Here is a 12,755-nt window from a genome sequence, read left to right as displayed (position 1 = left end):
CTATGCAACGCTATTCGGGCTTCGGCCTCTTCAAGCACTCCCTCAGCCACCACGAAAACTGGCAGCGCATGTGGCGCACGCCGACCCCGAAAAAGGTCTACGACGTGGTCATCGTCGGCGGCGGCGGGCACGGTCTGGCGACGGCCTACTATCTGGCCAAGGAACACGGCATCACCAACGTGGCCGTGGTCGAGAAGGGCTGGCTGGGCGGTGGCAACACCGCGCGCAACACCACCATCGTTCGCTCCAACTACCTGTGGGACGAGTCGGCGCACCTGTACGAACACGCGATGAAACTGTGGGAAGGCCTGTCTCAGGACCTGAACTACAACGTGATGTTCTCCCAGCGCGGCGTCTACAACCTGTGCCACACCCTGCAGGACATCCGTGATTCCGAGCGTCGGGTCAGCGCCAACCGCCTCAACGGCGTCGATGGCGAACTGCTCAACGCCAAGCAGGTCGCGGACGAGATCCCGTACCTCGACTGCTCGAAAAACACCCGTTACCCGGTGATGGGCGCCACCGTCCAGCGTCGCGGCGGCGTGGCCCGTCACGATGCCGTGGCGTGGGGCTTTGCCCGTGCCGCCGACGCCCTCGGCGTGGACCTGATCCAGCAGACCGAAGTGATCGGTTTCCGCAAGGAAAACGGCGTGTGCATCGGCGTTGAAACCAACAAGGGCTTCATCGGCGCCAAGCGCGTCGGTGTGGTCACCGCCGGTAACTCCGGGCACATGGCCAAACTCGCCGGCTTCCGCCTGCCGCTCGAATCCCACCCGCTGCAAGCGCTGGTGTCCGAGCCGATCAAACCGATTATCGACAGCGTGATCATGTCCAACGCCGTGCACGGTTACATCAGCCAGTCCGACAAGGGCGACCTGGTGATCGGCGCCGGGATCGATGGCTACAACGGCTACGGCCAGCGCGGTTCGTACCCGGTGATCGAGCACACTATCCAGGCCATCGTCGAGATGTTCCCGGTGCTGTCGCGGGTGCGCATGAACCGTCAGTGGGGCGGCATCGTCGACACCACGCCGGACGCCTGCCCGATCATCTCGAAAACCCCGGTACCGAACATGTTCTTCAACTGCGGCTGGGGCACCGGCGGCTTCAAGGCCACACCGGGCTCGGGCAACGTGTTTGCCGCGAGCCTGGCCAAGGGTGAAATGCACCCGCTGGCCGCTCCTTTTTCCATCGATCGCTTCCACAGCGGTGCGTTGATCGACGAACACGGCGCTGCGGCTGTCGCCCACTAACAGGAGAAATTTCCCATGTTGCATATCTTCTGTCCTCACTGCGGCGAACTGCGCTCCGAAGAGGAATTCCACGCCTCCGGCCAGGCGCACATCCCGCGCCCGCTGGATCCGAACAGCTGTACCGACGAGGAGTGGGGCGACTACATGTTCTTCCGCGACAACCCGCGCGGTCTGCATCACGAGTTGTGGGATCACGTCGCCGGTTGCCGCCAGTACTTCAACGTCACCCGCGACACCGTGACCTACGAGATTCTCGAAACCTACAAGATCGGCACCAAGCCGCAATTCACCGACAAGGCTGACCCTGCGAAAACAGCCACGCCGGCGCTGGGAGAGAAGGTATGAGCCAGACCAATCGCCTGTCCAACGGTGGACGGATCGACCGCAACAAAGTGCTGAGCTTCACCTTCAACGGTCAGAGCTACAAAGGCTTCGAGGGTGACTCGCTGGCCTCGGCGCTGATCGCCAACGGCGTTGATATCATCGGCCGCAGCTTCAAGTATTCGCGTCCTCGCGGCATCTTCGCCGCCGGTGCCGAAGAACCGAACGCCGTGCTGCAGATCGGTGCCACCGAAGCCACCCAGATCCCTAACGTGCGCGCCACGCAGCAAGCGCTGTATCAGGGCCTGGTCGCCACCAGCACCAACGGCTGGCCGAGCGTCAACAACGACATGATGGGGATTCTCGGCAAGGTCGGCGGCAAGCTGATGCCGCCGGGTTTCTACTACAAAACCTTCATGTACCCGCAATCGTTCTGGATGACGTACGAGAAGTACATTCGCAAGGCTGCCGGTCTGGGCCGTTCGCCGACCGAAGTCGATCCGGACACCTACGACTACATGAACCAGCACTGCGACGTGCTGATCGTCGGCGCCGGCCCGGCCGGTCTGGCCGCTGCCCTGGCCGCTGCGCGCAGCGGCGCGCGGGTGATCGTCGCCGATGAACAGGAAGAGTTCGGCGGCAGTCTGCTCGACTCCCGCGAAAGCCTCGACGGCAAGCCTGCCGTGGAGTGGGTCGCCAGTGTGGTGGCCGAGCTGAAGAACACTCCGGACGTGCTGCTGTTGCCGCGCGCCACGGTCAACGGTTACCACGACCACAACTTCCTGACCATTCATGAGCGCCTCACCGATCACCTCGGCGACCGCGCGCCGATCGGCCAGGTGCGCCAGCGCATCCACCGCGTCCGCGCCAAGCGTGTGGTGCTGGCCACCGGTGCCCACGAGCGTCCGCTGGTCTACGGCAACAACGACGTGCCGGGCAACATGCTGGCCGGTGCAGTCTCGACTTACGTGCGCCGTTACGGCGTGGCACCGGGTAAAAAGCTGGTGCTGACCACCAACAATGATCACGCCTACCGCGTGGCGCTGGACTGGCTCGACGCCAGCCTGCAAGTGGTGGCCATCGCGGACGCCCGCAGCAATCCACGGGGTGCGCTGGTGGAAGAAGCGCGTGCCAAAGGCATTCGTATCCTCACCGGCAGCGCCGTGATCGAGGCCCGTGGCAGCAAGCGCGTGACCGCTGCCCGGGTGGCGGCCATCGATGTGAAAGGCCATGCCGTGACCAGTCCCGGCGAGTGGCTGGACTGCGACGTGATCGCCAGCTCCGGCGGCTACAGCCCGGTGGTGCACCTGGCTTCGCACCTCGGCGGCAAACCGATCTGGCGCGAAGACATCCTCGGTTTTGTACCGGGGGAAGCACCACAGAAACGCGTGTGCGTCGGTGGCGTCAACGGTGTCTACGGTCTAGGCGATTCCCTGGCCGACGGTTTTGAAGGTGGCGTACGCGCCGCAGCAGAAGCCGGTTTCCAGACCGTGGAAGGTGTGTTGCCGAAAGCCCTGAGCCGCCACGAAGAACCGACGCTGGCGCTGTTCCAGGTGCCGCACGAGAAGGGGACTTCCCGGGCGCCGAAACAGTTCGTCGACCTGCAGAACGACGTGACCGCCGCCGCCATCGAGCTGGCAACGCGCGAAGGTTTCGAGTCGGTCGAGCACGTCAAACGCTACACCGCGCTGGGCTTTGGCACCGATCAGGGCAAGCTCGGCAACGTCAACGGCCTGGCGATTGCCGCCCGTTCGCTGAACGTGACCATCCCGCAGATGGGCACCACGATGTTCCGTCCGAACTACACGCCGGTGACGTTCGGTGCGGTGGCGGGTCGTCATTGTGGGCACATCTTCGAGCCTGTGCGTTACACCGCGCTGCATCAGTGGCACCTGAAAAACGGCGCCGAGTTCGAAGACGTCGGCCAGTGGAAACGTCCGTGGTACTTCCCGAAAAACGGCGAAGACATGCATGCCGCCATCAAGCGCGAGTGCAAGGCCGTGCGCGACAGCGTCGGTCTGCTGGACGCTTCGACCCTGGGCAAGATCGACATCCAGGGCCCGGACGCTCGCGAATTCCTCAACCGCGTGTACACCAACGCCTGGACCAAGCTCGACGTGGGCAAGGCCCGTTACGGTCTGATGTGCAAGGAAGACGGCATGGTCTTCGACGACGGTGTGACGGCGTGTCTGGCGGACAACCATTTCGTCATGACCACCACCACCGGCGGCGCGGCTCGCGTACTGCAATGGCTGGAGCTGTATCACCAGACCGAATGGCCGGAGCTGAAGGTGTACTTCACCTCCGTCACCGACCACTGGGCGACCATGACCCTGTCCGGCCCGAACAGCCGCAAGCTGCTCAGCGCCGTGACCGACATCGATCTGGGTAACGAAGCGTTCCCGTTCATGACCTGGAAAGAAGGTCTGGTCGGCGGTGTGCCGGCGCGGGTGTTCCGTATCTCGTTCACCGGCGAGCTGTCGTACGAAGTCAACGTCCAGGCCGACTACGCGATGGGCGTGCTGGAAAAAATCGTCGAAGCCGGCAAGCAGTACAACCTGACCCCGTACGGCACTGAAACCATGCACGTGCTGCGGGCCGAGAAGGGTTTCATCATCGTCGGCCAGGACACCGACGGCTCGATGACCCCGGACGACCTGAACATGGGCTGGTGTGTCGGTCGCACCAAACCGTTCTCGTGGATCGGCCAGCGCGGCATGAACCGTGAAGACTGCGTGCGTGACCAGCGCAAACAACTGGTGGGCCTGAAGCCGATCGATCCGACCAAATGGCTGCCGGAAGGTGCGCAACTGGTGTTCAACACCAAGCAGGCGATCCCGATGACCATGGTCGGCCACGTGACCTCCAGCTACGCGCACAACTCCCTCGGCTATTCGTTCGCCCTGGGCGTGGTGAAGGGCGGTCTGAAGCGCATGGGCGAGCGGGTGTTCGCGCCGCTGGCGGATGGCAGCGTGATCGAGGCGGAAATCGTTTCTTCGGTGTTCTTCGATCCGAAGGGTGATCGCCAGAACATCTAACACCACAGTACCTGTGGGAGCGTGGCTTGCCCGCGATGAACGACGATGCGGTGTATCAAGCAAAAACGCGCCGCTCCCATCGCTGGCAAGCCAGCTCCCACAGGGATTACGAATTCAGGAAGGGTGCTTTATGACCGCAGCCAACGTTTACCAACAACGCCCGACCACCGGGGCCAAGGCCGAGTCGTCGCTGCATCACGCCGACCTCGCCAGCCTGGTCGGCAAGGGCCGCAAGAATGCCGGCGTGATCGTGCGTGAAAAGAAACTCCTCGGCCATCTGACCCTGCGTGGCGACGGCCACGACGCCGCGTTCGCCGCCGGTGTGCACAAGGCGCTGGGCATCGAATTGCCGGGTGCCTTGAGCGTGATCGTCAAAGGCGAAACCAGCCTGCAATGGATGGGCCCGGACGAATGGCTGCTGATCGTGCCGGGCGGTGAAGAGTTCGCTGCCGAGCAGAAACTGCGTGAAGCGCTGGGCGACCTGCACATCGCGATCGTCAACGTCAGCGGCGGCCAGCAGATTCTCGAACTGAGCGGCCCGAACGTGCGTCAGGTGCTGATGAAATCCACCAGCTACGACGTACACCCGAACAACTTCCCGGTCGGCAAGGCCGTGGGCACGGTGTTCGCCAAGTCGCAGCTGATGATTCGCCACACCGCCGAAGACACCTGGGAGCTGCTGATCCGTCGCAGCTTCTCGGATTACTGGTGGTTGTGGTTGCAGGATGCGTCCGCCGAATACGGCCTGGCCGTTCAAGCCTGACACTTTCCCCTTGTGGGAGGGCATCTCCTACCAATGTTTCAGGAGTCACCCGCTATGAGCCGCGCCCCGGATACATGGATTCTGACCGCCGACTGCCCCAGCGTGCTCGGCACCGTGGACGCGGTGACGCGTTTTCTGTTCGAGCAGGGCTGCTACGTCACCGAGCACCACTCGTTCGACGACCGGCTCTCGGGCCGTTTCTTCATTCGGGTGGAATTCCGCCAGCCCGACGGTTTTGACGAGCAATCCTTCCGTGCCGGCCTCGCCGAGCGTGGGCAGGCGTTCGGCATGATCTTCGAGCTGACCGCGCCAAATTACCGGCCGAAAGTGGTGATCATGGTGTCCAAGGCCGATCACTGCCTCAATGACTTGCTCTACCGCCAGCGCATCGGTCAGTTGTCGATGGATGTGGCGGCGGTGGTGTCCAACCACCCGGACCTCAAGCCACTGGCCGACTGGCACCAGATTCCCTACTACCATTTCCCCCTCGACCCCAACGACAAACCGGCCCAGGAACGGCAGGTGTGGCAGGTGATCGAGGAGGCCGGCGCCGAACTGGTGATCCTCGCCCGCTACATGCAGGTGCTGTCGCCGGAGCTGTGCCGCAAGCTCGATGGCAAGGCGATCAATATTCATCACTCGCTGCTGCCAGGCTTCAAGGGCGCCAAGCCGTATCACCAGGCCTACAACAAGGGCGTGAAGCTGGTGGGCGCCACGGCGCACTACATCAACAACGACCTGGACGAGGGGCCGATCATCGCCCAGGGCGTCGAGGCGGTGGATCACAGTCATTACCCGGAAGACCTGATTGCCAAGGGCCGCGACATCGAAGGCCTGACCCTGGCTCGGGCGGTGGGTTATCACATTGAGAGAAGGGTGTTTTTGAACGCCAATCGTACGGTCGTTCTTTAGATTGCCATCGCTGGCAAGCCAGCTCCCACAGGGTTTTGTGTCGTTCACAAATCTTGATTTCAACCCGATCACTGTGGGAGCTGGCTTGCCAGCGATGAGGCCATAACAGGCAACACAAGAATCAGCATCTGTACCCGAGCACTTAACGCGCTGCCTGCCTGGGCGGCGCGGTTCCATAAAAACAACAGCGAGGTGAAAGCATGTCTGGCAATCGTGGTGTGGTGTATCTCGGCGCTGGCAAGGTCGAAGTGCAGAAAATCGACTATCCGAAAATGCAGGATCCGCGTGGCAGGAAGATCGAGCACGGTGTCATCCTGCGCGTGGTTTCAACCAACATTTGCGGCTCCGACCAGCACATGGTGCGCGGTCGTACCACCGCCCAGGTCGGTCTGGTACTGGGGCATGAGATCACCGGTGAAGTGATCGAGAAGGGCAGCGACGTCGAAAGCCTGAAAATCGGCGATCTGGTGTCCGTGCCGTTCAACGTGGCTTGCGGACGCTGCCGTTCCTGCAAGGAGCAACACACCGGCGTCTGCCTGACCGTCAACCCGGCTCGCGCCGGCGGTGCCTACGGTTACGTCGACATGGGCGACTGGACCGGCGGCCAGGCTGAATACGTGCTGGTGCCGTACGCCGACTTCAACCTGCTGAAACTGCCGGACCGCGACAAGGCCATGGAGAAAATCCGCGACCTGACCTGCCTTTCCGACATCCTGCCGACCGGCTACCACGGCGCCGTCACTGCGGGCGTCGGTCCGGGCAGCACCGTTTACATTGCCGGCGCCGGCCCGGTCGGTCTGGCCGCTGCGGCATCCGCCCGTTTGCTCGGCGCGGCGGTGGTGATCGTCGGCGACGTCAACACCATCCGTCTGGCCCACGCCAAGGCACAGGGTTTCGAAATCGTCGACCTGTCGAAAGACACCCCGCTGCACGAACAGATCGCCGCATTGCTGGGCGAGCCTGAAGTGGATTGTGCGGTGGACTGCGTGGGCTTCGAAGCCCGCGGCCATGGTCACGACGGCGTCAAGCACGAAGCCCCGGCCACGGTGCTCAACTCGTTGATGGGGGTGGTGCGCGTCGCCGGCAAGATCGGTATTCCGGGGCTGTACGTGACCGAGGATCCGGGCGCTGTCGATGCCGCTGCCAAGACGGGCAGCCTGAGCATCCGCTTTGGTCTGGGCTGGGCCAAATCCCACAGCTTCCACACCGGGCAGACCCCGGTGATGAAGTACAACCGCCAACTGATGCAGGCCATCATGTGGGACCGCATCAACATCGCCGAAGTGGTGGGCGTGCAGGTCATCAGCCTCGACCAGGCGCCGGAAGGCTACGGTGAGTTCGATGCCGGCGTGCCGAAGAAGTTTGTGATTGATCCGCACAAGTTGTTCAGTGCGGCGTAAGTTGTAACCAGGAAAAAGGGCGACCGTCAGGTCGCCTTTTTTCTTTGCGTTGGCGTGTGCCGCCAGAGAGGCTTTCGATTAATGGAAAGCGCACGTTTGAACGTCACCGCCCTGGGTCGCGCAATCATCATTACTCCAGCCTTTTCCGGTCAGGCTGATCGGCGAGCCCTTTTTCAAGACCAGTGAGGCGCCGACTTCCGACCCCTTGCTTTCATATTGGCAGATGACGCGGGCCGCGTTGGTCGTCGTTTCTTTTGCTCGTGCGGCTGTGAATGGCAGCGCCCGGACATCGCTCTCACTGGCAGTGCCGGGATCGACATCGACTTCAACCTCGCCATAGGGGCTCGTTGCTTCGAACTTGCCGTCACCCGTTTTTTTGAATGACGTCGCCTCCAGGCAGTCCGCGTGGGCTGCGCCGCCAAGCGTCAGGGCGATGACTGAACCGGCAATCAGATACTTGAGCATGGGTCGTACTCCGTTACAGGGTTGGAGTATTCATGTTCAGAGATTGTCGTTTTGGCAGGTACTGTCAGATCTGACAGTCATTAAGCCCGTTTTGGAATAAAGGACCGGTTGTACTCGTCGGTTTCGGTCACTTCACAGACGAATGCAGCCATGGCGCCCGTGCCGTTCATCAGCGGGTCTGCTGTGTTTCACTTTTTCTGTACGTGGTCGCGTTCAAAATGCATGCGCTGCGCTCGGAACATGCCGACCGATACTCGGTCAAACCGGCAGTTTTCCCCTTCGTCGCTGAAGGGTTTCACGCCACAAGAGGATGTCTGAATGAAGATTTCACGCGGTTTTGCCCTGGCATCGCTCCTGACCCTGGCGGCAGGGCCGGTGTTTGCCGGTTTCAGTCTGAATGACGTGGCCGGTGCGGTATCGGGCATGCAGGGCGGAGACAAGGCCGCCGCTGCTGCGCCGACTTCGGAAACCGCCGGTCTGTTGAGTGCGTTGAGTGCGCTGAACGTCACGCCGCAGCAAGCGGTCGGCGGCACCAGTGCCATGCTGGGACTGGCGAAAAACCAGCTCAGCAACACGGATTATTCGCAATTGGCCAAGGAGGTGCCGGGTATCGACAAACTCTCCGGCGGCGGTGGCAACCTGGCGGCGCTGAGCGGATTGCTGGGTTCGTCCGGCAAGTCCGCCGGACTGGAAAATGCCCTGGGCAACGTCAAGGACACCAATGACCTGAACAACGCTTTCGGGGCGTTGGGCATGGACAGCAGCATGGTTGGCCAGTTTGCCCCGATTCTTCTGCAATATCTCGGTCAGCAGGGTGTCGGCGGCTCGTTGCTGCAAAGCCTGGGCAGCATCTGGGGCACCGGCAACTGATCAGCGGCGCTCGTTGCGCAGCTCGGCAATGCGCCGGTCCTTCTCGTTCCAGAGCTGGTTGACCCAGCTCTGGATTTTCTCGCGAAACAGCGGATCGTTCTCGTAGTCGCCCTGCCACAGCGACGGGTCCAGCTCACGGGTGCGGATGTCGATGATCACCCGTGGCACGTTGCCGCTGATCAGGTCCCAGAAACCCGGAATCCTCGGCTGTGGATAAACCACGGTCACATCCAGAATCGCGTCCAGCTGTTCGCCCATTGCTGCCAGCACGAACGCCACACCGCCAGCCTTGGGCTTGAGCAGGTGATTGAACGGTGACTGCTGCTGGGTGCTTTTGGCGGCGGTATAGCGGGTGCCTTCCAGATAATTCACCACGGTCACCGGCTGACGCTTGAACAGCTCGCACGCCGCTTTGGTGATTTCCAGATCCTTGCCGGCCAGCTCCGGGTTTTTCGCCAGAAACGCCTTGGTGTAGCGCTTCATGAACGGGTAATCCAGCGCCCACCAGGCCAGGCCCAGGAACGGTACCCAGATCAATTCCTTTTTGAGGAAGAATTTGAAGAAGGGGGTGCGCCGGTTGAGGGTCTGGATCAGGGCCGGGATATCGACCCAGGACTGATGGTTGCTGATCACCAGATAGGACGTGTCACCGCGCAGGTCATCGCCACCACGGATGTCCCATTGCGTGGGTATGCACAGACGGAAAATCAGCTTGTCGATTTCCGCCCAGGTTTCGGCGATCCACATCACCGCCCACGAGGCGTAGTCGCGAAAGCGTCCCGGCAGGATCAGCTTGAGCAGGGCGAACACCATCAACGGGCCGAACAGCACCAGGGTGTTGAGCAACAGCAGCAGGGTGACGAGACAGCCGGTGAGCAGGCGGCGCATAAGCAACTCTTGAAAGCGGATGGGCGCGCCATGATAAGTGGCTTCGGGCGACAGGCCAAATCGGCGGTGACGAATGTTTCACCTTTGGCGCGTTAGCCTTGCGGGAACGATCAGGCGGACAGCGGTCTAAAATCTCGCTTCAGAGCCCCCATTTCCCAAGGAAGCCCTTTACGTGAAATCTCTCCTTGCATTGCTTTCCCTCGTCGCCCTGCCGGTGCTGGCGGCCGAGCCGACCCTGTACGGGCGCTACGAATACATCGCGCTGCCGGAAATCGGCGGCCAGGTGCTCAAGGCGAAAATGGACACTGGCGCGCTGACCGCGTCGCTGTCGGCCAGGGATATCGAAACCTTTACTCGTGACGGCGAAGACTGGGTTCGCTTCCGTCTCGCCACCAAAGACGCGAGTAACCAGGTGTACGAACACAAGATCGCGCGGATCAGCAAGATCAAGAGTCGCTCGGATGAAGAGGACGAGGGCGAAAGCAGCGAAGTGGCCAAGCGTCCCGTGGTCGATCTGGAGCTGTGCCTGGGCAACGTCAAGCGTACCGTGGAGGTCAACCTGACCGACCGCAGCCATTTCAATTATCCATTGCTGATCGGTGCCAAGGCCTTGCGCGAGTTTGGCGCAGCGGTAAACCCGGCCCGGCGTTTCACCGCCGACAAGCCGGACTGCTAAGTGGTCTCATTGACGTAACGTCAGGCTTGGGGCACCGTTCGCGCACTCATTCCACAGGCTTGGACGCCATGCCTCATATCCTGATTGTCGAAGACGAAGCGGCGATTGCCGATACGCTGATTTTTGCCTTGCAGGGCGAGGGCTTCACCACGACCTGGCTGAGCCTCGGCGCGGCAGCGCTGGACTATCAGCGCCAGACACCGGCCGATCTGATCATCCTCGACATCGGCCTGCCGGATATCAGCGGTTTCGAAACCTGCAAGCAGCTGCGTCGGTTCAGCGAAGTGCCGGTGCTGTTCCTCAGTGCCCGGGATGCTGAAATCGATCGGGTGGTGGGCCTGGAAATCGGTGCCGACGACTATGTGGTCAAGCCGTTCAGCCCACGGGAAGTGGCAGCGCGGGTTCGGGCGATCCTCAAGCGCATGGCGCCCCGTGCGCCGGTCGACGCATGGTCGGGGATGTTCAGCATCGATCTCGAGCGGGTGAAGATCAGCTATCGTGGACAGCCCCTGAGCCTGACCCGGCATGAATTCCGCCTGCTGCAATGCCTGCTCGAACAGCCGGAACGGGTATTCAGTCGCGAGCAATTGCTCGATGCGCTGGGCGTGGCGGCTGACGCCGGGTACGAGCGCAGCATCGACAGTCATATCAAAAGCGTGCGCGCCAAGCTGCGTCTGGTGCGCGCCGAGGCCGAGCCGATCCAGACTCATCGCGGCCTCGGTTACAGCTACAGCCCGGGGCACAGCTGATGCCGCTCGGGCTGCGAATTTTTCTGGTCTATGTGCTGTTCATCGGTCTGACCGGATATTTCGTGCTCAATACCGTGATGGAGGAAATCCGTCCCGGCGTGCGTCAGTCCACCGAAGAAACCCTGGTCGACACCGCCAACCTGATGGCGGAAATCCTCAAGGATGATTTCAAGGCCGGCACCCTCAGCCAGAATCGCTGGCCCGAGCTGCTCCGGGCCTACGGCGAGCGCCAGCCGAAAGCGACGATCTGGGGCCTGCCGAAAAACCAGGTCAACCACCGCATTTACGTCACCGACGCCAAGGGCATCGTGGTGCTGGATTCCAGCGGTCTGGCGGTCGGTCAGGATTACTCGCGCTGGAACGATGTCTACCTGACCCTGCGTGGTGAGTACGGCGCCCGCTCCAGTCGCAGCGATCCGGATGATCCGACCTCTTCGGTCATGCACGTCGGCGCGCCGATCCGCGACGATGGCCGGATCATCGGTGTGGTCACGGTGGCCAAGCCCAACAGTTCATTGCAGCCCTATGTCGACCGGACCGAGCGCCGGTTGCTGGCTTATGGCGCCGGGCTGATTGCGCTGGGCCTGTTGTTCGGGGCATTGCTGTCGTGGTGGCTGAGCCGCGCGCTGCACCGTTTGACCGGTTATGCCCAGGCGGTCAGCGAGGGACGGCGGGTGGAAGTACCGCATTATCGCGGTGGCGAGCTGAAACAACTGGCAAGCGCCGTGGAACAAATGCGTACCCAGCTTGAAGGCAAGGCTTACGTCGAACGTTACGTCCACACCTTGACCCATGAATTGAAGAGTCCGCTGGCGGCGATTCGCGGTGCGGCCGAGCTATTGCAAAGCGAAATGCCGTTGGCGCAACGCCGGCGTTTCATCGGCAACATCGACAGCGAAAGTGCGCGCATGCAGCAGTTAATCGAGCGGCTGCTCGATCTGGCTCAGGTTGAGCAGCGCCAGACGCTGGAAGAGCGTGTCGCCGTGCCGCTTGCGGCGCTGGTGGATGAAGTGTTGCACGCGCAGGCTGCGCGCATTGAAAGTAAACAGCTGCGAGTCGAGTGCACTGTCGCGGCGGAGTTGACGCTGATCGGTGAGCCGTTTCTGTTGCGTCAGGCTCTGGGCAATCTGCTGGAGAATGCGCTGGATTTCACTCCGTCACGGGGGCTGCTGCGATTTGAAGCCGAACGAATTGGCGAGCAGATCGAGTTCCGCCTGTTCAATGAGGCCGAGCCGATTCCCGATTACGCATTGGCGCGCCTGACCGAGCGCTTCTACTCGCTGCCGCGCCCCGAGAGTGGACGCAAAAGCACCGGGCTCGGGCTGAACTTCGTCGAGGAAGTGGCCAAGCTGCATGGCGGCTCTCTGCGCATCGACAACCTCGAAGGTGGCGTGCAGGTGCGATTGCACCTGCCGTGATC

General features: G+C 62.0%; 12 protein-coding genes. 10 read left to right on the top strand and 2 right to left on the bottom strand.

Going from position 1 to position 12,755, the window contains the following annotated elements:
• Nucleotides 1-2: 2 nt before the first annotated feature.
• The 6 genes from NWV16_RS26170 (at nucleotide 3) to fdhA (ending at nucleotide 7,687) form a co-directional block, all read left to right on the top strand.
• Nucleotides 3-1,253 carry a sarcosine oxidase subunit beta gene (locus tag NWV16_RS26170; protein WP_260521291.1) on the top strand — a complete coding sequence of 417 codons (1,251 nt, stop codon included), beginning with the start codon at nucleotides 3-5 and terminating at the stop codon, nucleotides 1,251-1,253.
• Nucleotides 1,254-1,268: 15 nt separating this feature from the next.
• On the top strand, nucleotides 1,269-1,598 hold the full coding sequence (locus NWV16_RS26165; RefSeq protein ID WP_085709160.1) for a sarcosine oxidase subunit delta: 330 nt from the start codon (nucleotides 1,269-1,271) through the stop codon (nucleotides 1,596-1,598).
• Nucleotides 1,595-4,612 (top strand): sarcosine oxidase subunit alpha, encoded by a 3,018-nt coding sequence (locus NWV16_RS26160; RefSeq protein WP_260521290.1) that lies wholly within the window; start codon nucleotides 1,595-1,597, stop codon nucleotides 4,610-4,612. Before NWV16_RS26165 ends, NWV16_RS26160 begins: the two co-directional genes overlap by 4 nt.
• A gap of 130 nt (nucleotides 4,613-4,742) precedes the next feature.
• The gene (locus NWV16_RS26155) at nucleotides 4,743-5,375 is read left to right on the top strand and encodes a sarcosine oxidase subunit gamma (RefSeq protein ID WP_260521289.1); all 633 of its coding nucleotides are present in this window, start codon (nucleotides 4,743-4,745) and stop codon (nucleotides 5,373-5,375) included.
• A 54-nt stretch (nucleotides 5,376-5,429) separates the two neighbouring features.
• Nucleotides 5,430-6,287, top strand: coding sequence for a formyltetrahydrofolate deformylase (gene purU / locus NWV16_RS26150; protein WP_007959808.1), 858 nt, complete (start codon nucleotides 5,430-5,432; stop codon nucleotides 6,285-6,287).
• Between the two features lie 200 nt (nucleotides 6,288-6,487).
• Entirely contained in the window at nucleotides 6,488-7,687 is a 1,200-nt protein-coding gene (gene fdhA, locus NWV16_RS26145; protein ID WP_065261892.1) for a formaldehyde dehydrogenase, glutathione-independent, read from the top strand.
• A 78-nt stretch (nucleotides 7,688-7,765) separates the two neighbouring features.
• On the opposite strand, the gene NWV16_RS26140 is transcribed toward fdhA, so the two are convergent.
• Nucleotides 7,766-8,152, bottom strand: coding sequence for a hypothetical protein (locus tag NWV16_RS26140; protein WP_260521288.1), 387 nt, complete (start codon nucleotides 8,150-8,152; stop codon nucleotides 7,766-7,768).
• Between the two features lie 318 nt (nucleotides 8,153-8,470).
• Between NWV16_RS26140 and NWV16_RS26135 the strand changes: the two genes are divergently transcribed.
• Complete coding sequence (locus NWV16_RS26135; protein ID WP_065261891.1) at nucleotides 8,471-9,022, top strand: DUF2780 domain-containing protein; 552 nt, start codon at nucleotides 8,471-8,473, stop codon at nucleotides 9,020-9,022.
• On the opposite strand, the gene NWV16_RS26130 is transcribed toward NWV16_RS26135, so the two are convergent.
• Nucleotides 9,023-9,910, bottom strand: coding sequence for an acyltransferase (locus tag NWV16_RS26130; RefSeq protein ID WP_260521287.1), 888 nt, complete (start codon nucleotides 9,908-9,910; stop codon nucleotides 9,023-9,025).
• A 172-nt stretch (nucleotides 9,911-10,082) separates the two neighbouring features.
• Here NWV16_RS26130 and NWV16_RS26125 point away from each other — a divergent pair, with 172 nt between their 5' ends.
• The 3 genes from NWV16_RS26125 to creC all read left to right on the top strand — a co-directional run bounded on the left by NWV16_RS26125 (nucleotide 10,083) and on the right by creC (nucleotide 12,753).
• Nucleotides 10,083-10,586: an ATP-dependent zinc protease gene (locus tag NWV16_RS26125; RefSeq protein ID WP_260521286.1), complete on the top strand. Its 504-nt coding sequence runs from the start codon at nucleotides 10,083-10,085 to the stop codon at nucleotides 10,584-10,586.
• Between the two features lie 68 nt (nucleotides 10,587-10,654).
• Nucleotides 10,655-11,335 (top strand): two-component system response regulator CreB, encoded by a 681-nt coding sequence (gene creB, locus NWV16_RS26120; protein WP_260521285.1) that lies wholly within the window; start codon nucleotides 10,655-10,657, stop codon nucleotides 11,333-11,335.
• On the top strand, nucleotides 11,335-12,753 hold the full coding sequence (gene creC, locus NWV16_RS26115; RefSeq protein ID WP_260521284.1) for a two-component system sensor histidine kinase CreC: 1,419 nt from the start codon (nucleotides 11,335-11,337) through the stop codon (nucleotides 12,751-12,753). The genes creB and creC overlap by 1 nt, the downstream gene beginning before the upstream one ends.
• Nucleotides 12,754-12,755 lie beyond the last annotated feature (2 nt).

The organism is Pseudomonas sp. BW7P1 (assembly GCF_024981055.1).
GTDB classification, from domain to species: domain Bacteria; phylum Pseudomonadota; class Gammaproteobacteria; order Pseudomonadales; family Pseudomonadaceae; genus Aquipseudomonas; species Aquipseudomonas bananamidigenes.
Note: the sequence above shows the minus strand (reverse complement) of the source record. Positions and strands in the feature narration are given on the sequence as shown.